At 38.4% G+C, this 21,769-nt stretch carries 21 protein-coding genes; all 21 read right to left on the reverse strand.

Translation table 11 applies throughout. The annotated features are described in order from the left end of the window. Positions 1-233 precede the first annotated feature (233 nt). Positions 234-1,517 (reverse strand): putative porin, encoded by a 1,284-nt coding sequence (locus tag E7L28_RS06900; RefSeq protein ID WP_101929016.1) that lies wholly within the window; start codon positions 1,515-1,517, stop codon positions 234-236. A gap of 608 nt (positions 1,518-2,125) precedes the next feature. Beyond that, positions 2,126-3,388 carry an S-layer homology domain-containing protein gene (locus E7L28_RS06905; RefSeq protein WP_004695518.1) on the reverse strand — a complete coding sequence of 421 codons (1,263 nt, stop codon included), beginning with the start codon at positions 3,386-3,388 and terminating at the stop codon, positions 2,126-2,128. 577 nt (positions 3,389-3,965) lie between these two features. Further along, positions 3,966-4,550, reverse strand: a complete 585-nt coding sequence (gene lepB / locus E7L28_RS06910; protein WP_008603428.1) for a signal peptidase I — start codon at positions 4,548-4,550, stop codon at positions 3,966-3,968. 9 nt (positions 4,551-4,559) lie between these two features. Next, a complete protein-coding gene (locus tag E7L28_RS06915) occupies positions 4,560-5,429 on the reverse strand; it encodes a YitT family protein (protein ID WP_012864080.1) in 870 nt (289 codons plus the stop codon). After that, on the reverse strand, positions 5,419-5,946 hold the full coding sequence (locus E7L28_RS06920) for a RuvC family protein (RefSeq protein ID WP_278606651.1): 528 nt from the start codon (positions 5,944-5,946) through the stop codon (positions 5,419-5,421). Before E7L28_RS06920 ends, E7L28_RS06915 begins: the two co-directional genes overlap by 11 nt. A 126-nt stretch (positions 5,947-6,072) precedes the next feature. Next, positions 6,073-7,278, reverse strand: a complete 1,206-nt coding sequence (locus E7L28_RS06925; protein ID WP_012864078.1) for a DUF3084 domain-containing protein — start codon at positions 7,276-7,278, stop codon at positions 6,073-6,075. 33 nt (positions 7,279-7,311) lie between these two features. Continuing rightward, on the reverse strand, positions 7,312-8,403 hold the full coding sequence (locus tag E7L28_RS06930) for an LptF/LptG family permease (protein ID WP_012864077.1): 1,092 nt from the start codon (positions 8,401-8,403) through the stop codon (positions 7,312-7,314). A gap of 8 nt (positions 8,404-8,411) precedes the next feature. Further along, a complete protein-coding gene (gene lptB, locus E7L28_RS06935; RefSeq protein WP_012864076.1) occupies positions 8,412-9,131 on the reverse strand; it encodes an LPS export ABC transporter ATP-binding protein in 720 nt (239 codons plus the stop codon). Between the two features lie 9 nt (positions 9,132-9,140). Continuing rightward, complete coding sequence (locus E7L28_RS06940) at positions 9,141-9,863, reverse strand: LptA/OstA family protein (RefSeq protein WP_316691671.1); 723 nt, start codon at positions 9,861-9,863, stop codon at positions 9,141-9,143. 12 nt (positions 9,864-9,875) lie between these two features. Continuing rightward, positions 9,876-10,412, reverse strand: coding sequence for an LPS export ABC transporter periplasmic protein LptC (lptC, locus tag E7L28_RS06945; RefSeq protein ID WP_316691672.1), 537 nt, complete (start codon positions 10,410-10,412; stop codon positions 9,876-9,878). Continuing rightward, on the reverse strand, positions 10,399-11,331 hold the full coding sequence (locus tag E7L28_RS06950) for a lysophospholipid acyltransferase family protein (RefSeq protein WP_004698446.1): 933 nt from the start codon (positions 11,329-11,331) through the stop codon (positions 10,399-10,401). Before E7L28_RS06950 ends, lptC begins: the two co-directional genes overlap by 14 nt. A 14-nt stretch (positions 11,332-11,345) precedes the next feature. Further along, positions 11,346-11,867, reverse strand: coding sequence for a KdsC family phosphatase (locus E7L28_RS06955; RefSeq protein WP_004698460.1), 522 nt, complete (start codon positions 11,865-11,867; stop codon positions 11,346-11,348). After that, on the reverse strand, positions 11,867-12,838 hold the full coding sequence (locus E7L28_RS06960) for a KpsF/GutQ family sugar-phosphate isomerase (protein ID WP_058948513.1): 972 nt from the start codon (positions 12,836-12,838) through the stop codon (positions 11,867-11,869). Before E7L28_RS06960 ends, E7L28_RS06955 begins: the two co-directional genes overlap by 1 nt. Positions 12,839-12,849: 11 nt before the next feature. Further along, entirely contained in the window at positions 12,850-13,668 is an 819-nt protein-coding gene (gene kdsA / locus E7L28_RS06965) for a 3-deoxy-8-phosphooctulonate synthase (protein WP_004698452.1), read from the reverse strand. Continuing rightward, positions 13,669-14,400: a 3-deoxy-manno-octulosonate cytidylyltransferase gene (gene kdsB, locus E7L28_RS06970; RefSeq protein ID WP_316711565.1), complete on the reverse strand. Its 732-nt coding sequence runs from the start codon at positions 14,398-14,400 to the stop codon at positions 13,669-13,671. 44 nt (positions 14,401-14,444) lie between these two features. Next, positions 14,445-15,557, reverse strand: a complete 1,113-nt coding sequence (gene lpxK, locus E7L28_RS06975) for a tetraacyldisaccharide 4'-kinase (protein WP_316691673.1) — start codon at positions 15,555-15,557, stop codon at positions 14,445-14,447. A 54-nt stretch (positions 15,558-15,611) separates the two neighbouring features. Then, complete coding sequence (locus E7L28_RS06980) at positions 15,612-16,916, reverse strand: 3-deoxy-D-manno-octulosonic acid transferase (RefSeq protein ID WP_012864072.1); 1,305 nt, start codon at positions 16,914-16,916, stop codon at positions 15,612-15,614. Between the two features lie 2 nt (positions 16,917-16,918). Beyond that, positions 16,919-18,649, reverse strand: coding sequence for an ABC transporter ATP-binding protein (locus E7L28_RS06985; protein WP_316691675.1), 1,731 nt, complete (start codon positions 18,647-18,649; stop codon positions 16,919-16,921). Beyond that, positions 18,642-19,784 carry a lipid-A-disaccharide synthase gene (gene lpxB, locus E7L28_RS06990; protein ID WP_316691676.1) on the reverse strand — a complete coding sequence of 381 codons (1,143 nt, stop codon included), beginning with the start codon at positions 19,782-19,784 and terminating at the stop codon, positions 18,642-18,644. The genes E7L28_RS06985 and lpxB overlap by 8 nt, the downstream gene beginning before the upstream one ends. Further along, positions 19,784-20,620, reverse strand: a complete 837-nt coding sequence (locus tag E7L28_RS06995) for an LpxI family protein (RefSeq protein WP_316691677.1) — start codon at positions 20,618-20,620, stop codon at positions 19,784-19,786. Before E7L28_RS06995 ends, lpxB begins: the two co-directional genes overlap by 1 nt. Before the next feature lie 321 nt (positions 20,621-20,941). Next, positions 20,942-21,754: an acyl-ACP--UDP-N-acetylglucosamine O-acyltransferase gene (gene lpxA, locus E7L28_RS07000; RefSeq protein ID WP_004695481.1), complete on the reverse strand. Its 813-nt coding sequence runs from the start codon at positions 21,752-21,754 to the stop codon at positions 20,942-20,944. Positions 21,755-21,769 lie beyond the last annotated feature (15 nt).

The raw sequence follows: 21,769 nt of genomic DNA on the forward strand, positions 1-21,769 counted from the left end.
CTCCATTTACTATGTGATAAGCTTTTTACGTCATTCATTGACATTGAACCTCCTATGTTGAAATGTTGTGGTTGCCAGATCAACTCCATTCTAGCACTAGGAGGTTCGTTTCTTTTCTCTAAGAATTTTTACTGACCCCCAGTTTAACTGGGGGTTTAGTCATATGCCTATTCGGCGTACAACACAAAAAAGAGACTCCCGAAGAAGTCTCTTTCATATAATTAACTATCAAATTAGAATTTGTAGTTAAGGTCTGCACGGTAGAAGTCAGATTTGTCGTTACCGTTTTGGTCTTTCCAGTCGAAGCCGTAGTTAGCAGACAAACCAACATTGTTTTGCAATGCATAGTCAACGGAAGCCATCCAACCTTTAGCATTTGTAGTGTAGATGTGGTTGTAAGTTGTATCTACGATTGGAGCATTAACTTTTGCATCGAAGTATTGACCTTTTACACCCCAAGTACCTTGTTTTTTGATGTCGTAGTTACCGAAACCAACGCCTGCAGTCCAAGCTTGAGATTCGTCAACGTTGGAAGCTTTCAACCATTCGCCACCTACCCAAACTTTGTCAAAGTTAGCGTCAGCGTTGAAGCCGTAGATGTTTTTGTAACCAGAGGATTGGTTAACGCGATCGTAGAAACCACCAACCATAGTGTGTTTACCTACTTTACCATTCAAGCCTACATATGTATGAGTTACATTACTCATTTTAGATAAGGAATTATCCCAAACAACAGTGCCATTAGGATCAATTTGAGGATTACCATTAGCATCAAGTTTTGGAGTACCAGTAAGCAAGCCGATATTACCAGATACCATGTAACCATAAGCTGCTTGTAAGTTTACTTTATCGTTACCAGCGTTGAATTGTGCACCATCGAATGTACCATCGAATGCTAAACCGCCACCAAGAACTTGGTTAAAACGACCAGCTTTAGCGGATACATGTTCGCCGAATTTATGGTTTACATAAGCGCGATCAATTGTAGCATCTGCTTTATCTTCATTTTCAGAGTTGCCCAATTCGAAGCTACCGGAAGTCATACGAACAACTGCATCAGTGCGATCGTTTACTTTTGCGTTGAATTGTACACGTGCACGAGCGTCGAATTTGGATTTAGCATGTTCAGCATCTTTATAACGAAGACGAGCATCACCAGTAACTTTTACATTACCAACGCGGTCTTCCAAACGAGCTACACGAACGCCCAAGTTGTTCAATTCGTTAGAGAATTCATCAGCCAAACGGTTGATCATAGCTTGTTGTTCTGCGTTAGCGCGGTCTTGGTTAGCCATAGCTTTAGCTACCATTTGAGCCATTTCGTAACGAGTGATGTTGTTTTGGCCTTTGAAAGTACCATCTGGGTAACCATTGATAACACCAGCGTTAGCCAATTGAGAAACTGCTTGGTATGCCCAAGAATCTGGAGTTACATCGGAGAATGGGTTAGCTGCGAATGCAGTAGTTACACCCAAAACTGCTGTTGCTGCAAAGATTGCTGCGAATTGTTTTTTCATAGTTGAATTCCTTCTTTCTGAAAAAAATAGAAAATAAAATGTTCAAGTCATAACATTCACATTCTACTCAGTTCTTCAGATTAAGAATCTTTGGGAGTGTCCACGTTTCCTCGCCACATTCTTCATCGAAGTTCTTCGTTTCATATGTTTGCTACTTCTTGTACGGTGATATTAGCACAACCATTTTTTCATGTAAACCCTTTTTTCTCAATTGTATTCTCAACATCTTATTTTTATAACTTAAAATATCTTCAAGATTAGATTTTATCTAGTTTTATAAGGTATAACTTTTTTCATAAAAAAATTTAATTTTATATCCCTTTCTATTAATTGAGAATTTTTATTATATTTTTCATTAAGTTAAACTTATTAATATATATATAATTAATAAGAAATTTATCTTTCTATACAGAAAGATTTTATAAATATATCCTAAAATATAAGGGATATAATTCTTGATAACCACTAAATTATTCGATTACTTTTAATATTATGTATTTATAAAACATTTTACTATATATATACTATTATATATAAAATAATTCATAATACTTTTATGCAACAAAAAAAAAGACTTCCGAAGAAGTCTTTTTTTGTTTGTGAGGGAATTAGAATTTGTAATTTAATTCTGCACGATAGAAATCGGAAAGATCATTACCGCTTTGGTCTTTAGAGTTGAAACCATAACCTGCGGATAAACCTACGTTATCTTGTACTGCGTAGTCTACGCTAGCCATGTAACCTTTGTAACCATTAGATGTATTTGTTAAATCATATGCTTGATCCCAAGTGGAACTTACGATTGGTGCATTAGCTTTTTGGTTGAAGTATTGACCTTTCACATCCCATGTACCTTTTTTAGCGATGTCGTAGTTACCATAGCCAAGACCTGCTGTCCAAGCTTGAGAATTATCTACGTTGGAAGCTTTCAACCATTCACCGCCAGCCCACAATTTATTTTTACGGAAGTCCGCATTGAAACCGTAAACATCTTGTTTATCGGAATTAACTGTTACACCATTGTGGTTCAAGTTGCCGCTAGATAATCTGGAGTAGAAACCACCAACGGAGGATTCTTTACCAACTTTACCTTTTAAGCCTACATAGGATACAGATGGGTTATCAGATTTGGAGTTGCCATCAGCAGCACCATCAATCATATAACCATATGCACCTTGTACTTGAACTTTATCATTACCTACGTTCAATTGTGCACCATCAAATGTATCATCGTACATCAAACCGCCACCAATTGTTTGTTGGAAACGACCAGCTTTAGCAGATACGTTGCTACCAAATTTGTGATCTACGTAAGCACGATCGATTGTTGCTTGAGAACCTTTAGTAGAGTCACCAAATTCGTAATTACCTTTTACACGAACAACTGCTTGTGTTTTATCATTTACATTAGCATTGAATTGTACACGTGCACGGCCGTCAGTTAAAGATTTACTATTAGCTTTGTAAACACCTTTGTCTTCAGAACCTTGGTAACGGATACGAGCATCACCAGTTACCTTTACATTACCTACACGGTCTTCTAAGCGAGATACTCGAACGCCAAGGTTGTTCAACTCATTAGAGAACTCATCTGCCAAGCGGTTAATCATAGCTTGTTGTTCAGCGTTAGCACGATCTTGGTTAGCCATAGCTTTAGCTACCATTTGAGCCATTTCATAACGAGTGATATTGTTTTGGCCTTTGAAAGTGCCATCTGGATAACCATTAACGATACCAGCTTGTGCTAATTGGGATACTGCTTGGTATGCCCAACTATCTGGAGTTACATCGGAGAATGGATTTGCAGCAAATGCTGTTGTTACACCTAACACTGCTGTTGCTGCTAACATTGTTGCGAATTGTTTTTTCATAATGAATTCCTTCTTTCTTATAAATAAGAATTTATATTTGCAGAAGACATTCACTACATAAGTAGTATCACTATGAAAGATGTATTAGGAGTGTCCATGTTTCCTCAACTAAATTATCTATCTTAGCTCCACTTCTTTGTAGCGTAGCCTTTCTGTTGATGTGAATATACCACCACCCCAAAACTTTGTAAAGCATTTTACACAACTAAATTTTATGAAATTTCTTTCATGAATAAAAATTATACCAAAAACATAGATTATTACTGCATTTTTAAAAATTTAATTTTACAAAATTTCATTTTATAGTCTAAAAAAATAGATAATTTTATTATCTATAACCACAATTTTAATAATTATCACTTATTAAATTTAGATATACTTATAATTTATATTAATTCATTTGTTTGAATTATTTATTTTCTATAAGATTGATAAGTGATATATTTAGATTCGACCTAGCCGTCTTGCTAAATTTTATTTAGTATACATTTCACAAGATACAACATAACTTAATCCTTCTTAACTTATAAAAAGCCTATCTACGATGAAATTTATCGTAGATAGGCTTTCACGATTATTAAATTGCGTAAGAAACAAATCCTAGAATATGATCAACAGGAACTGGGCCGATAAAACGACTATCACTAGAGTGATTGCGATTATCCCCCATTACAAATACATGACCTTCAGGAACTGTTACAGGTGTAGACCGGGTATAATTCATTTTTGTATCTTTTGTATATGGTTCTTGTAATTTTTCTCCATTACGCCATACATAACCATCTTTAAACTCTAGTACATCACCAGGTCTACCTATTACACGTTTTACCCATACATCATTTGTTTGAGCGGATTTATTAAAAACAGATGCATAGTTCATCAGTGGTTCTTTTACATCATCCACCCATGTACGAACACGATTAACACGACTATCAATAATAACGATTTGTCCATATTCGGGCATATCATTCATAATATGATGCCATTTGGTAACAATCAAATATTGTCCATTGTGTAATGTATCATCCATTGATTCCCCAGACACTCTAGTAGGTTGAATCAAGAAAATATGAATTACCATAGCAATGATTAATGCCAATGCAATAGCATAAATCCAATCTAATATTTCTTTTACTATTGTACTACCTAATTTATTACTCATAGTTTCCTCTTAATGACCACCTTTCGTAAATCTCCCACCAAAGACATCATGTACGTCTTGGATCGTAATAAATGCTGTAGGATCTACTTCATAAACGGTATCCTTTAATCTTGTAATTTCTAGCCGCGTTACTACAGAATATAATACATGTTTCGGTTGTTTTAAATACCCGCCTTCTCCATACATAATAGTAACACCACGATTAAGATTAGCATTTAATGCATCAGCAATAATCTTGGAATTATCTGCATCGGTAATAATCATAACCCCTTTAGATTCTTCAAGTCCAGTGATGGTCACATCAATCATCTTATAAGCAATAAAATAAGCAATTAAGGAATACATGGCACTATTCCAACTATATACAAAGCCCGCTGCTCCAAGAATAACTAAATTCATGGCCATTACAATTTCGCCTACAGAAAAGGTGGACCGTTTATCAAAGATAATAGCTACAATTTCAGATCCATCTAATGAGCCACCATTACGAATAATTAGCCCTACCCCAATACCTAAGATTATACCACCAAAGATTGACCCTAAAAATGGGTCAGTTGTAATAGGTGTAAAGCGGTGTGCAATGGTAGAAAATATTGCCATCCATATAATAGAGAACAAAGTAGACAAGGTAAATCCTTTACCAATTACTTTATAGCCTAAATATAAAAAGGGTAAGTTGAAAAGTACTACGAAAATGCTAAAAGAAATACCTGATAGTTCCGCAGCCATCAAAGATATACCAACTACCCCACCGTCAATGATACTATTGGGTACTAAGAATAAATCTAACCCTATCGTATATATTAAGGCACCTAGAGTCATCATTACACAGCGCATAATAAGATTTGACCAGTTACGCATTGAAGTTTCATTCGTCATGATTATCTCCTTTTCCGTATAACTGCTCCATAGCATGTAATCTTTTCTCTTCTAACTCACTTGAACTCATAGTTTCTTCTTTGATTGCCGCTTCGTTCTGAGCTAACTGCTTCGTATAGCGCAAGCCAATAACGAGAGCCGTCAAATCATCTACAGGTTCTGGTGGAAATTGCATAGATGTAGGAATAATCTTGCGCCACCCTGTAGGAGGATTATATTGCCAATATAATTTACGGGCCTCCTCTGTACTGTGAGATTCGTCGATTAAACTAGTTGTAATTTTATGATTACGTCCAATTTGTTGAAGAGAAGGATACAAGTGTTTATGATTTGTACCATTTCCACAAACAATATGAACAATACCATAATATTCAGTTAAAATACGCTCAATATCTTTATTAAAAGTATTTGAAGAAATAATTTTACGGCATATCATCTCACCGAAAGGTGAAAGTATAGCTACGCCAGTTTTCTCATTTCCTGGATCCACTGCTAAAATATATGTATTTTCAGTCATTTGATTATCCCCTTTGTAAGTACAGTAGTTATATTTTAACATAAAAAGAAGGTCTTATGTTGAAAATTACATAAGACCTTCTTTTATAATGTATGAAAACAGCATACCTTCATCATATTAATTAGTTTACATTTTTGCCTTATCATTGAAATCTGGCATTTGAGTAATACGCAACTTGAGGTGAACAGGACCAGATGAATATGTGTCGCCATCAGTATAAGCTTCCACATGAACCTTGCCACGCATAGTACTTATTCTTTTAATGGCTGTAAACAAATCATCACCAGGTATCGTTCCAATATCACCTGATAAGGAATCAGGAATAATCCCCTTTGCCTTAGCACGTTCATTTACTTGTTTCAAGAATTGAAGCATAGACGATTGAGCATTAGTACCCCCATCAATTACTGTAGAGTGAATTACCTCTCCATTTTTATAGATAAATTGTTGTGGATATACTTGAATAACTGCAACTGCAGGTTCACCTGAAATAATATTTCCGGCTGCCACAACTTGAACCACCATAGGAGTCTTGGAATTGATTAGCTTTTGAGTAGCTACCTCAACATTTTGTCGATCTACATACACAACGGATTGACCATTATCTTCTATACCTAAGCGACGTAAAACAAGTTTATTTGTATCATCGATAATATGTTTAATAGCATTATTACTATCTTCTTCACTTAAACCAGGTCGTACAACAGCTTGTGCTAATAACTGATCTACTTGGAAGAGAATGGTTCCTTCCCGTAAATGAATGATGCCATTCTGCAATTGTTCTTGTGTATTTTGTAGATTCTTAATATGCGCTTCCATCTTAGCACGTGTTGCTTCAAGCTCAGCTACCTTTTGAGATACCTCTGCATAAGAGGCTTGTAAAGATGCTAGTTCGGCTTCTGTTGCATCTTTAGCAGCTTGTGCACTCGCCAATTCAGCTTTTGTAGCCTCTACTTCACGGCGAATTTGTTCGATCTCAGCCATCCGCTCTTCAAGCTCTTGTTTATTTTGTTCTAACAAAGCCTGTCCACGAATCAGTTCTTGCGTCTTTGCAGCAACCTCATTATTCAACTGCTTCATATCAGCTCTCAACTGATCCATACCGAACAATGCGGTTCGTACACTTTGAGACGTAAAAGTTAATACCCCAACCGTAGCTGCTGCAACTAAAAGGCCTGTCACAATAGTAACTATAATAGATGTGTGCTTAGGTCGTAATCCAAAGAGGGACATACGACGTTTACCAATTTTAGTGCCTAGCTTATCCCCCATGTAAGCAATGAGACCACCCATAAGAGCGATAATTATTAAGATTTTAACACCTACTAACATCATGTCCCTCCTTTCTCCTAAGAATACAATCTGTTATTTCGATACACGCCAATTCAAATACAACCCTGCAATAATACCTAATGTATCCGGTATTAATGCAGCCAATAAGGTTGGCAATGCTCCACCTTTCCCTAAAGCACCAGCAAAGGTCATCACCCCATAATAAATAAAGATGATGAGAATACTAATACCAAAGCCGATAGATGAGCTAGAGCGTTGCTTTTGAAGGCCTAAAGGTGCACCTACGAGAGCAAATACAAAACTTGCCAACGGAATTGTAAAGCGTTGGTACATTTCCATTTCAAGTTTATTAGCATTAGTATAAGCAGCCTTATAAGCTCTGATTTGGTGACGTAACTCCTTAATCGTCAATTCCTCAGGCTTACGTTGATCTTGTTGAATATCTTTTGGGGCAGACTTAATCGGCAATGATTGCTCCTTAAATTTCATGGTACGTTCAACACCATTACCAGCTGATAAATCATAGATGATACCATTCTGCATCACCCAATATTGACCATTCCAGATAGCTGTATCAGCATTTTCAACTTGTTGTAACTTGCCGCCCTCCCCAAATTGTTGAACCGTAATCATGGACAACTGTTTGGTTTCAGCATCATAGCTCTTAGCATACATCAATGTGCCTAGCTCATCACCATTCATCGTTTTTAACACAATATGATTTTGTGTTTGAGGTGATGCATTTTTCATAATTTGTTCGCGCACAATCGTTTGATACATATGATTTGTACGAGGTACAACAAATTCATTAAATGCTACTGCCCCAATGGAAATGATGAGGGCAATAATATATACAGGCATGGCCAAGCGTAAAAAGCTTAGACCTCCAGCACGCATAACAACGATTTCACTAGTGCTACTCAAACGACTAAAAGTCATAAGAGAAGCCAATAGTACTGACATTGGGAATGTTAAAATAACAATACTTGGTAAAGCCAAGACAAATGCTTGCATAACAAGCAACAATGGTGCTCCATATTCAGTAATATATTGAGCAATCCTAAACAATGTGCCTGTACCAATAAAAATACTAGTAAAAGCAAAAACCCCAAATAGGAATGGGCCTACAAAAGCTTTTAAAATATATTTATCTAATAATCGCATAGCCCCTCCTATAATTTAAAGTTATCCCCTAAATAATGTTCACGAGCGATTGGATCATTCGCAATTTCATCAGGGGTACCCTCTAGGAGGATTTTACCATTACTCAAAATATAAGCCTTATCTACAATCCCCAATGTTTCGCGAACATTATGGTCTGTAATCAAGATACCAATACCTCGGTTCTTAACGTGTAAGATAATTTGCTGAATATCAGCAACCGCAATTGGATCGACACCTGCAAAAGGTTCATCAAGAAGGATGAAATTAGGTTCTAAGGCGAGGCAACGCGCAATTTCTACACGGCGTCGTTCACCACCAGATAATTGCATCCCCATACGGTCACGGACATGTCCAATATGAAATTCTTCAATCAATGATTCCACGATAGCTTCAATCTCATCAGATTTTTTTGCCGTAATCTGTAGCATGGCACGAATATTGTCCTCTACAGACATGGAACGAAAGATTGATGCCTCTTGCGGTAAGTATCCAATCCCTTCAGCCGCCCGCTTATACATAGGAATATTTGTTATATCCTTGCCATCAACGGTAATGATACCAGAACTTGGTCTTTCAATGCCTACAATCATATAAAATGACGTAGTTTTACCGGCCCCATTAGGCCCTAATAGACCTACAACTTGGCCTTTATCAACGCGTAGACTTACACCATCTACCACATTGCGTCCGCTAAAGGTTTTAACTAAGTTTTTGGTTTCTATATACATATATTATCCTTATTTATTCGGAACAATGACGAGTGTACTACGTCCACCTAATGTTTCAGCAGAATCATCAGCTAAACGAATTTTCAGTTCCGGTGCATTCAGTACATTACCATTTTGAACGGCATGCGCAGAACCCGATAAGAGTACCACTCCATCATTTTGGTTTGGCGTTTGTGTATATGTAGCTCGGTCAGCAGAACCAGACACGTTTCGTTCAGGATTAGAGAAGGTAACATTACCTTGCGCTACAGCACGAACTTCCTTCATCCATCCTTCTACCTTATCACCGGTTAAGGTTGTCCCTTCAGCAATCAAACGGGCATTGCCTGTAACAAGACCGTATTCAGAGTCAGTACTATACTCAACACTGTCGCCAAAGATTTGGCGATCAGCACGTTGTAAATGAACGCTACCATTAGCAGTGAATTTATTATTATTGTAACTGTGAACCGCTTGAGCAGACATGGCCATATCAGAACCAATCATAGATACACCACCATCAAGATTTGCTTCTTGAGTTTTTGTATTGTACCAACCCTTGGCACCAGTCATAGTTTTATCCGCTTGGGTAATAACAACATTACCTGTTGCATCTGCACGACCTGAATTGCCATCATAAGACAATGTATCAGCGCTGATAGTCAACGGATCATTTGCAGCCCAAACTGTAACAGATGCGGTCATGAGTACAACTAATATAGCCATACCAATCTGTTTTTTCTTATTCATCATATTTCCTCTCAATTACTTCTTTGTTAATTTCGCATGTCCAATGGCTTTAATAATTTTTAAGGACATATTGCCCTCAAGCTTGTCACCTATGAGGGTTACATCCTTACTGTTATAAGTGAAAGCCGTTTTAGATGTCAATGTTTTCGTTTTGTTATCAAAATGAAGGGCCTCAGTTTTAAATTCTGCACCTTCCGTATTGGTAGCAGTAACGCCTTGATCAATATCAAGAGAGTTTCGATCACCCGTCAGTACAGCATGAGGAGCTGTAATCGTAGTAGTCACATCATCTTGATAGAACAGACCTTTCAAATTGGTCAGAACGATAGCTTTTGTACGCGGGTCATATTCAATCTTCTCAGCCGATAATGCCCATACTAACTTGCCATCCTTTTCCTCTTGCAAGTCCGCACCTTGGAAATTAACGAGTTGTCCACTTTGATTTTGAGTGGAATTAGCCTCATTAGAGTCTTTCATAATAAATACAATAAGACCGATTAGAGCTAATACTATAGCGACCACAATGGCAATTAACTTTTTATTGTTTTTCATGCGCTCTCTCCCGTATAGCTATCTTCTTATCGTAATCAATAATTTGATCCATCTTAGTCATCCAACGATGTTGGAACCAAAGCCACTCATCTGGATGTTCACGAATAAATTCTTCCGTAACACGTACACAGGCTTCAGTTAGACGATACATATCAACATCTTCATCGCCAGTTTCCTCATAATGTAATGCCGGCAAGATATGAACGATATGTCCTCCTTCAGGCTTACGAGATGCAAAAATAGGTACTACAGGAGAGCCGAATTTCTTTGCAAATGTTGCTGGTCCCATAACAGCTGATGAATCTTGTCCCAAAAACGGAACTGGTAAACCATTTATATATCCATCTTGGTCAGCTAAGAATCCAAGAAGTTTTTTCTTTTTTAAAGCCTTAGCAGCAGAAACGATTTCGTTGCCACCACTAGCAAATACGTCAAGCCCCACCATCTCACGATATTCATTCATAAGGCGTGTGAATTGAGCATTAGGTTGTTTCTTAACAATTGTAGTGGAAGGATATCCATGAGCCGCCATAGCAGCCCCCATCCATTCCCAGTTGCCTACATGGCCGGTAAGAACGATAACTCCCTTATCTTCAGCAATGGCCTTTTCTAAATGTTCAACACCACGCATCTCTATGTGTTTATTGATAAAGGATTTCGTCAGGTTTGGCATGTATAATACTTCCATAACACTGCGACCAAGATTTTTGAACAACTTATTAATTAATTGTTCCGCCTCTTGATCGTTCATATTCATGCCAATTTTAATATTATTTATGCCTCTAAGCTTTTGCTTCTTCGCTATTAGCCCATATACAGGACCTAAACAAGCGCCTATGAGCAAAATGAGCTTGTATGGTAGTCGACAAACAAGCCAACTAATGCCTTTAACTAAATGGTATTGCCATTCGTTATTCATTCTGCCCACCTCCTTTATTGTCCATGAGCATGGGCCTCTCGCGCATAATCTGCAACAACAGAATCCCATAAACCTTGATTCTTCAGGATATATTCTACAGCCTCTCTAACAGCACCATGTCCACCATTGACGGTAGAAATAAATTTAGCTATTGATTTAACCTCTAATACCGCATTATTTGGTGCCATCGGCAAACCTACGAGTTGAAGAGCTCCTAAATCATTAAGATCATCACCCATGTAAGCAACCGAAGCTAAGTCGATTTGATGTTTTTTACAAAGAGCTCTTAATACTTCAGTTTTATTAGCATGCCCCATAAGAAGTTCATCAAAATGCAATTCCTTTGCACGGCGCTCTACCATAGGAGATACACGAGCCGTAATAATTGCTAACTTTATCCCTGATTTACGAGCCGCAGTCAAGCCTAAACCATCTTTTACAGAAAAGGCTTTGAGCTCTTCTCCAGTCGATGTATAAATTAGAGTGCCATCTGATAAAACTCCATCAACATCGAGAACAATCCATTGAATATTCATTATACAATGCCTCTACGCAATAAATCCGTAATGTGAACAATGCCAAGACATACATTATTAGTATCAACCACAGGTAATACGGTGATAGGGCGAGGTTGATTTTTCTCCATCAAATGAAGCGCTTCTGCGGCCAATTTATCCTTTGTAATCGTACGCGGCATAGACGTCATCATATCCTCTACGGGCCATTCTAAAAAATTGCTGCCAGAATCAAGTCCACGACGCACATCACCATCAGTCACTAGACCTAACAAATGTCCTTCTTCATCAATAACATTTGTAGCACCTAACCCTTTTTCTGTCATTACAAAGAGTGCATCACGAACGGTAGCCCCTCTAAATACTGTTGGATTATCATCGCCACCATGCATGATATTTTCTACAGTCAACAATAATTTGCGACCTAAGGAACCACCTGGATGGAATACAGCAAAGTTTTCTGGAGTAAAATGATGGCGTTCCAATAAACATACTGCTAATGCATCACCTAGTGCTAGAGCAACAGTAGTACTTGTAGTAGGTGCTAAACCCAATGGACAAGCTTCTCGTTCTACCTCTGCCAACAATACAATATCAGAATTTTTTGCTAATGTAGACTCTGGTTTCCCTACAACACAGATTAATTTAGCTCCTATGCGGCGCAGAGACGGCAAAATACTAATGATTTCTCCTGTTTCACCACTATTAGAAAATGCTAACACTACATCATCTTCAGTAATCATACCAAGATCACCATGCACGCCTTCACCAGGATGCATAAAAAGTGCCGGTGTCCCTGTACTAGCCAAGGTAGCCGCAATTTTACGACCAATATGACCAGATTTCCCCATTCCTGTACATACTACACGGCCCTTACAAGCCAAAATCATATTTACAGCATTTACAAAATTGTGATCCAAACGAGAACTTAATTCTTCAATAGCACGAGCTTCCTCATGAAGCACCTGTGCCGCTTGTTCTAAAATAGTCACAAATACCGCCCCTAACCTTTTACGATTTTATCAATAGCTACTAAATCACGAAGCACAGCTTCAAATTGATCTAAATACAACATATTAGGACCATCAGACAATGCTTCCTCAGGATTATCGTGTACTTCAAAGAATAACCCATCTACGCCACTAGCCACAGCCGCACGTGCCAAATTTGGTACAAATTCACGGTTACCACTAGATTTAGTCCCTGCACCACCTGGTAATTGAACGCTATGAGTAGCATCAAAGATTACTGGATAGTCGAAAGAACGCATAATTGGGAAGGATCTCATGTCAACTACGAGATTATTATAACCAAAGCTAAAACCACGTTCGGTAAGCATAAGATTTTCATTACCTGTTTCTTTCATTTTATTAAGAACATTTTCCATGTCCTTAGGAGCCATGAATTGACCTTTTTTAACATTTACGCATTTACCAGTTTTAGCAGCGCCGTAAACAAGATCAGTTTGACGGCATAAAAAAGCTGGAATTTGTAGAATATCTAATACTTCAGCTGCAGGTTCAATTTGCTCGATAGAGTGAATGTCACTGACAACGGGCACATTGAGTTCCTTCTTAATAGAAGCAAGCATTTTTAACCCTTCCTCAAGACCTGGTCCACGGAAGGAACTAAAGCTAGAGCGATTAGCTTTATCAAAGGAAGCTTTAAAGATATAGGGAACACCTAAACGTTCGCATATCTCTTTTGCTCGTTTACCGATAGCTAATGTGCGGTCATAGTCCTCAATAACACATGGACCTGCAAGGACAAATAAACCCTTGCCGCCACCCACAGTAATATCTTTAATTTGAACTGTTTTCATTTATTTCTCCTCTTGCTCGTAAATTGCATTAACACGAACTAAGTCTTCAGGTGTATCAACACCGATAAATCGTTTATTTGTCAAAATAACACGAATTGTATAACCGTTCTCTAGAGCACGTAATTGTTCTAGAGATTCTGTTCGCTCCGCCGGAGTTGGCTCCATCTTAGCGTAGTTTAATAAAAACTCTCTACGATATGCATAGATGCCAATATGTTTTAGTGGCGGACGCACAAAATCATGGCGAGGATATGGGATTAAAGATCTAGAAAAATACATCGCATCATTACGATTATTTAAAATGACCTTTACCGCTGATGGCTCCTCGTACTCTTCCTCTAATAAAGGAGTAGCTACTGTGGCCATCTGCAAGTTTGGATCTTCCTCAAATAGACGTGCCAAGTCATCAATAAGATTTGGATCAATCATCGGTTCATCACCTTGGACATTGATAACAACATCCAAGTCTGTATAATGACTCGCAACCTCTGCTAATCGATCCGTCCCTGTAGGGTGATTAGGATCTGTCATCATAACAGTTCCCCCAAACTGTTGTACTGCAGAATATACGCGGTTATCATCAGTGGCTACAATTGTACATACTGTCTTTGTAGCTTGTGATACCCTTGCATAAACCCGTTCAATCATAGGTTTACCTGCAATATCAGCTAATGGTTTGCCCGGTAATCTTGTAGAACCATAACGCGCAGGAATAACACATCCAAACTTCACGATAAAACCCCATTTCTGTTATTCGTGTATCTTATTATTATACACTAAATCTCTAAATTTTCTATGAATTCTTGTTTTCCAGAAACAAATTCAATCCCGATAGATAGCACCAGAATCGGTATTTTCAAGTCTTCAATTGCATGCAACTGACTTAACTTAACTGCATCCTTTTCTGTAATGCAAATAGCATCAGCTTGATGAGCAAATGCTTGTTTCCAAATCTCAACTACATCATCATTTGAAAAGTCATGATGATCTCCAAATGGCAAGGTATGAACAACGTTATACCCTACATCAGTTAACGTTTGTGTAAAGGATTGAGGGTTTCCAATTCCACTTACAGCCATAATGCGTTGCTCCTTATAAGCATCTACAGAAGCCCCAACAGAGCCATTAGCCCACTCATCTAAGGTATACATAAACTGCGGTTTATGTGTTGTTTCATAGACAGGTATATTGGGAATCATCTGAGTTAATCGTTTTCGAATGCCAGATACAATACCTGGCGCTACTTGATCCACCTTAGTAAGAACGATAATATCCGCACGCTGTAAACCACTAAGGGGTTCACGTAATAGTCCCCGTGGCAACACATGTTCATAGCCAAACGGATTGGATGCATCAATTAGTACAATATCAATATCTCTTGCTAGTGCACGATGTTGAAAACCATCATCCATAATAAGACAATCGGCGCCTAGCTCATTAATAGCGATTTCTGCAGATTTGGAACGTTCACGTCCAATGATTACATTAGATTTTTGTAAAACCTTAGCCAGTAACCAAGCCTCATCACCACTGATAGATGGCTCTACAAGCATTGTTCCGTCTTCAGAAATAATAATATTTTTGTTATTATCTTCTGCACGGTATCCACGACTAAGAACAGTAGGATGAAGGCCCTTCTGAGTAAGCACATCACAAATAAATCGCACCATCGGTGTTTTTCCAGTACCACCAGCCGTAATGTTGCCAACGCTGATTACAGGCACTGTAACTTTCGTAACGCCTTTACCCTCATCAAATCGAGCATTGCGTATTGATACAGCTTTCTCATAACCTTTACTCAAAAGGCCTAAACTGGAGCGAGCTATATCACCTAATACGGATTGATCTTCACCACTAACGATGGATTTGAATAATGCTTCCCCACTCATAGGTGACGCCTCCTATTATGTAATACAGTAAACTAATCTACAAATTTAGTCTTACTACGGAATAATTTGATGTTTCTCAAATAGCAAACGTAACTCTTGTGTATTACGCCGCGTAGCACCACGATTTTCTTTAATGATATCCAGGCAGTTTTGCCCCATCTTTTTAGCCAAGTCTCTATCCTTACATAAACGCAAGACCATAGCGGTTAACTCTTTTCCATTCTTCACTTGCTCACAAGCATTTCGAGAGTTTAATAAGGCGAAAATTTCTTTAAAGTTAAACATATGAGGACCAACCAAAATTGGCTTACCATGTGCAGCTGGTTCCAAGATATTATGACCTCCAGTTTTAACAAGAGAGCCACCAACAAAGATAATGTCGCCTAAGCTATACAGTCGTCCAAGTTCACCAATGGTATCTAAAACGACAACGGGAATACCTTCATGAACGGGCTCTTTCATATCACTACGACAAATAGCACTCAATTCATAACGCTTTGCAATATTTTGTACATCATGACCACGATAAATCTCGCGAGGTGCAATCAATAAACGGGCTTGTGGATACTCTTTCAATACTTGCTTAAAAGTTTCAAAAATAGCCTCTTCTTCACCTTTGTGAGTACTACCTGCAATAATGATAGGATGATTATTCCCAAAGCCAAACTCATCGAGAAGAGCTTGTTTTTCTTCATATGATACGGTGGCATACGTTTGATCGTATTTCATATTACCTGTTACGGTAATATCAGGTGTATGAGCCCCTAAACTTTCAATATACGCCGCATCAAATTTGGACTGCATGCAGAAACGCTCAATAGAACGTAACATTTCACGCGTAAAAGCACTGATATACTTATAACGTTTCATACTGCGATCTGAAATGCGTCCATTAACCATCATAACTGGAATGTTTTCCGATTCGGCGATACGCAAGAAGTTTGGCCAAATTTCAGTTTCTACGAGTAAAATAGTAATCGGCTTAATAATATGTAAAATTTTACGAGTTAAATACGGCAGATCAAGGGGAAAGAATATAATTCCTTCTGCTTCAGGAATGATACGATGAGCCATAGCATGACCAGTAGCAGTAACTACTGACACAACCACAACAGCTTCAGGAAATTCCTTTTTAACCTCTTTTACCAATGGACTGGTAGCCACAATTTCCCCTACGGAAGCGGCGTGAATCCAAATAGCACGACGCCCTTCAATTTTCTTTAATAGTGAAGCGGGCATATAGCCTGCACTCTGTTTGATACGCTCATAAAATCCATCTTCAAAGGCAAGTCGGTATAAAATAACCGGAATCAAGCCAATCCAATAGAATATGAGCAATACGTTATATATCCAGTACATGGTTATCCTTTATTGGAGAATTGAACGGAATAAAGATGGTTGTACAATCCGCCGTCAATAGCTAATAGCTCTTGGTGAGTCCCCTGCTCTACCAAGCGACCTTGATTGAGTACAACAATTTGATGAGCATTTTGAACAGTGCTCAATCGATGGGCAATAACAAATGCCGTACGCCCTTTCATGAGACGATCTAACGCCTCTTGTACAAGTTTTTCACTCTCCGTATCTAAAGCAGATGTAGCTTCATCTAGAATTAAAATACGAGGATCTTTTAAAATAGCGCGTGCGATGGCAACGCGTTGACGTTGTCCACCAGATAATGAACTGCCTCGTTCGCCTACAATTGTATCGAGACCATCAGGCATCTTCTCAACAAACTCAAGTACGTTAGCCGCTTTAGCCGCTTCATACACGTCTTCATCAGTAGCATCTAAACGGCCATACAAGATATTCTCTTTAATTGTAGCATTGAATAATATGGTTTCCTGTGGTACAAGACCAATTTGTTCACGCAAAGATTTAAAAGTAACATCTTTTATATCGTAACCATCAATTGTAATAGAACCACCGGTTACATCATAGAAACGAGGTAGTAAGTTAGCGAGAGTTGTCTTACCTGCACCAGATGGTCCAACAAGGGCTACACTTTCGCCAGCCTTAACTGACAAGGCAAAATTTTCTAAGGCAGTCTTTTCTCCATCATAGGAGAAAGAAACATCATTAAACTCCACATTGCCGGTAATCGCAGGCAATGTAATAGCATCAGGTTTCTCCACAACATCTGTTTTAGTATCTAAAATTTCAAATACACGATCGGCAGCAGCCAACGCCTTTTGAATATTACCATATACTTGACTCAAACGTTTTACGGGATTTGACAAGTTAATAGCATAAATCAAGAAAGCAATCAAAGAACCAGCAGTGATGGCACCTGTTACTACGGAGTAACCACCGTACCAAAGGATGACCGCTACAGCGATTGCCGCAGAAAACTCAACCATTGGGCTTAACAAGCTAGTCAATTTAGTAGCTTTGATAACTGCTTTAAAATTGCGATCATTTTCATCTTCAAAACGCTTACGCTCAAAATCTTCACGAGCAAAGGATTTTACAACGCGAACTGCACTAATTACCTCTTGTAAAAGTGCCGTAATATCAGCTACGCGCCCTTGGACATCATGCCCCGCCACGCGAAGCTTCTTACCAAAAACATTGATAATCACTAAAACTACGGGAACCGTAATAAAAGTAACTAACGTCAATTTCCAGTCAATGAGAAGCATGGACACCAAGGAACCGATAAGTGTTACAGATTCAGTGATAAAAGAAATCAAGTTATCTACCACGGCCGTTTGCAATGCAGCTACGTCATTTGTAAGATTACTCATGATAACGCCCGTCTTACGACGATCGAAATAGGATAAGCTTAATTTTTGTAGATGATTAAAAATAGCCTCACGTACATCGATAATCACGCGCTGTCCGATGTAGGACATGTTATAAGTTTGACCATAAGTAGCAAAGCCACGAATTAAGAAGATGAGTATGATAGCACCTACAATAAGGTTCAACATAAACATATTCTTTTCATCTAACACTTGGTCTACTACATTCTTAATCAGCCAAGGCACTACCAAATAGGCAGCAGCAGCGACAATCATGCAGAACACTGCAAAAAGCATCCGCTTATAATAAGGCTTTACAAAATATAAGAGCCTAGAATAACTATTCATTACATTTCTCCTTACCGAGATTGTACACAAGATGTGCTACTCGTTTTACTGCACCAGGCTCACCTAATTTATGACGTACTTCGCGCAATTCACTACGCATAGCTTCATTTTTCTCTACATCACTAATCAATGGTTCCACCAAAGATACAATTGCTTCTGGTGTGACAGCATCTTGTAATAATTCAGGAATAACCTCTTTACCAGCTACAATATTAGGCAAGCCCACATGTGTTACATTCACAACCATCTTACCAATACCATAAGTAATTGGTGATACGCGATACAATAACACGGTTGGCAATTCCATCATAGCCGTTTCTAATGTAGCGGTTCCTGATGCGGCAAGGCACACATCACAAATCTGCATCAAGTCATATGTATGGTCTTCCGTAATCGTAACAGGTACCTTATGAGCATCGATAAAAGCTTCTAGCTCACTTCGATCAATCGTATGTGCTCGAGGCAAGAAGAATTGAACATCTTCATGCTTCGCCATCAATTGCTCACCACTTTTTAGCATCGTATCAAGCAAGGATAAAACCTCTTGTTTACGACTGCCAGGCATAAGCAATACTTTTTTAGCCTCTTTACGAGCCCCAAAGTATTCTTCGGCCGCTTCTTTAGTCATCGTAGGATGTACAATATCGAGTAAAGGATGACCTACAAAATCTACATCACATTTGTACTTGCGATATGCTTCAGCTTCAAATGGGAAAATAGATGCTACCTTGGTTACATACTTACGAATTGTATTACCACGACTACTGTGCCAAGCCCAAATCGTTGGAGCAATATAATATAAAACAGGAATCCCCAGTTCATGAGCCACCGCAGCTAATTTCATATTAAAACCTGGATAATCTACACAAACGAGAATATCCGGTTTCTCCTTCATCATGACGCGTTTCAAATACGTGCGCAGCTTAAAGAACTTTGGCAACGATTTCACAATCTCTACAATACCAATGACACCAAGGTTATTAATATCATACACGATACGAACACCAGCACGCTCCATCAAGGTGCCACCCATACCAAACATCTCTACAGAAGGATCTATTTCTCTCAATGCATTGGCTACACTTGCCGCATGAGTATCGCCGGAAGCTTCACCGGCGGAAAACATGACTTTCATTATGTATCCTTTCTGGAATTTACAAATTCTTGGTCTACAGCACAGATAACAATACCATGACGATCTGCCATATTAAGCACATCTTGTTGTTGTACGAAAATAGTCTTTTCCGCTTCTACAGCTAACACTTTACAACCGCTATCAATCATAGACATGAGAGTTTTTATGCCTACTGCTGGCACATCAAAGCGTACGTCTTGATTTGGTTTTTCTGTTTTAACAACAATCGCATCTCCGCGCCCCAGTTCTCCACCTCTCAAGATACACTTGTCAGTACCTTCAATAGCTTCAATTGCCATGACCGCCTTATGTTTAACAACAACGGTTTGACCAATATCAAGGGCCCCCATTTGTTTAGCTAGTTCAAAACCAAAACAAATGTCAGCCCATTGCTCATCTGTAGGTTGTGCTTTTGAAAGCACTCCTACCTTTGGCATAAATGGTTTCAAGTATGCTGTTTGATCTAATACTTTAAAGCCTTCTCGTTCGATTTCATCAACGATGGCAAGCATAATCGTATCATCTTTACGATTTTTGAGCCGCTTTAAAACGCCTAATGTTTTTAAATCAGGAAACGTAAGGCCTTTAAAAAGAATCTCTTTAGTAACTTTCCCAAGCATAGTTAACTCTTGAACCTCTTCTTTTTTCAAGGTTTTGAAGATTTTACCTAGTTTAGCAACACCAATATCGTAGAAAGCATCAGCCTCAGCCTTTAGAGCTGGGTCTATATCAGGTACTACACCGATAACAACCACCTCGTGGCCCAATACATGAGCGGCACGCATGAATTCTACAGGCAAAACACCTATGCCCGCAATTAATCCTACCTTTGCCAAGACTATACCTCCTAGATGACCTCACGGCCTATATATCAATTAGTAATTTCAAGTTCACTATGAAAATGCCTAAAAATAGACATAATCATATACAATATATTTTACTATAAATAGCTACTTTTTACCATTAAAAAGCCAAGCTTTATGCCCTTTTCTTCATCATTTTATTAAAATTTCCTTATTACTTTTAACTACTAAAACATCTACGAATATATCTATCAAAACTTTTCTATAAATATAATGTAAATTATCATTGATATAAAACTCAACTAGTAATAATGCACACAAAAAGACCTCGTACATTGTACGAGGTCCTCATAATTAGTCGCGACGAGTACGCATAATGCCTCTATCAGCATTACGTAGGAATCGTAATAAATTTTCAATTTCTACGGAAGAATCCAATTGTAATTCCATTTCTTCAATCGCCTTAGATAAGCTGAATCCAGAACGATAAATAATACGGAATGCTTGTTTCAAATCACGTCGTACATCTTCGGAAATTCCTGCACGAGATAAGCCTACAGAGTTTAGACCGATAACACGTGCTGGTTGACCATCGGCAATCACGTAAGGTGGGATATCTTGTACCACCTTAGCCATCCCGCCAACCATTGCATTACGACCGATTTTAACAAATTGATGAATACCTGCAAGACCGCCAATAACCACGCGATCTTCAACGATAGCGTGCCCTGCAAGACCAGCACAATTACTCATTATTACATTATTACCAACGATACAGTTATGAGCCACATGTGTACAGGCTTGAAGTAAACAATTATTGCCTACACGTGTTTCTTCACCTTCACCAGTAGCGCGGCTAATAGTTACGAATTCACGAATAACAGTTTCATCGCCAATATTACAATAGCTTTTTTCGCCTTTAAATTTTAAATCTTGCGGTTCCAACCCAATAGATGCGTTAGGATAAATTTCACAACGCTTACCAATGGTTGTCCAACCACCAATTACAACATGTGCACCGATTTGTGTGCCATCGCCAATCTCGACATGTTCGCCGATAACAGCGCCAGGACCTACGATTACATCTTTGCCCAATTTAGCATTTGGATGGACTATGGCTGTACTATGGATGTTGGATTCCGCATTTTCCATGCCTACAACTATCACTACAATCACTCCTCA

Origin of the sequence: Veillonella parvula (assembly GCF_032575955.1) — a bacterium.
Lineage (GTDB): Bacteria > Bacillota > Negativicutes > Veillonellales > Veillonellaceae > Veillonella > Veillonella parvula_J.

Excerpts from the sequence above, each read along its gene's own strand:
- E7L28_RS06900 (WP_101929016.1), bottom strand. The coding sequence starts at position 1,517 with ATGAAAAAACAATTCGCAGCAATCTTTGCAGCAACAGCAGTTTTGGGT.
- E7L28_RS06930 (WP_012864077.1), bottom strand. The coding sequence starts at position 8,403 with ATGCGATTATTAGATAAATATATTTTAAAAGCTTTTGTAGGCCCATTC.
- E7L28_RS06915 (WP_012864080.1), bottom strand. The coding sequence starts at position 5,429 with ATGACGAATGAAACTTCAATGCGTAACTGGTCAAATCTTATTATGCGC.
- kdsA (WP_004698452.1), bottom strand. The coding sequence starts at position 13,668 with ATGAAAACAGTTCAAATTAAAGATATTACTGTGGGTGGCGGCAAGGGT.
- lptC (WP_316691672.1), bottom strand. The coding sequence starts at position 10,412 with ATGAAAAACAATAAAAAGTTAATTGCCATTGTGGTCGCTATAGTATTA.
- lpxK (WP_316691673.1), bottom strand. The coding sequence starts at position 15,557 with ATGAGTGGGGAAGCATTATTCAAATCCATCGTTAGTGGTGAAGATCAA.
- E7L28_RS06950 (WP_004698446.1), bottom strand. The coding sequence starts at position 11,331 with ATGAATAACGAATGGCAATACCATTTAGTTAAAGGCATTAGTTGGCTT.
- E7L28_RS06920 (WP_278606651.1), bottom strand. The coding sequence starts at position 5,946 with ATGACTGAAAATACATATATTTTAGCAGTGGATCCAGGAAATGAGAAA.
- E7L28_RS06905 (WP_004695518.1), bottom strand. The coding sequence starts at position 3,388 with ATGAAAAAACAATTCGCAACAATGTTAGCAGCAACAGCAGTGTTAGGT.
- lptB (WP_012864076.1), bottom strand. The coding sequence starts at position 9,131 with ATGTATATAGAAACCAAAAACTTAGTTAAAACCTTTAGCGGACGCAAT.
- lepB (WP_008603428.1), bottom strand. The coding sequence starts at position 4,550 with ATGAGTAATAAATTAGGTAGTACAATAGTAAAAGAAATATTAGATTGG.
- E7L28_RS06925 (WP_012864078.1), bottom strand. The coding sequence starts at position 7,278 with ATGTTAGTAGGTGTTAAAATCTTAATAATTATCGCTCTTATGGGTGGT.
- lpxB (WP_316691676.1), bottom strand. The coding sequence starts at position 19,784 with ATGAAAGTCATGTTTTCCGCCGGTGAAGCTTCCGGCGATACTCATGCG.
- E7L28_RS06985 (WP_316691675.1), bottom strand. The coding sequence starts at position 18,649 with ATGAATAGTTATTCTAGGCTCTTATATTTTGTAAAGCCTTATTATAAG.
- E7L28_RS06940 (WP_316691671.1), bottom strand. The coding sequence starts at position 9,863 with ATGATGAATAAGAAAAAACAGATTGGTATGGCTATATTAGTTGTACTC.
- E7L28_RS06955 (WP_004698460.1), bottom strand. The coding sequence starts at position 11,867 with ATGAATATTCAATGGATTGTTCTCGATGTTGATGGAGTTTTATCAGAT.
- E7L28_RS06980 (WP_012864072.1), bottom strand. The coding sequence starts at position 16,916 with ATGTACTGGATATATAACGTATTGCTCATATTCTATTGGATTGGCTTG.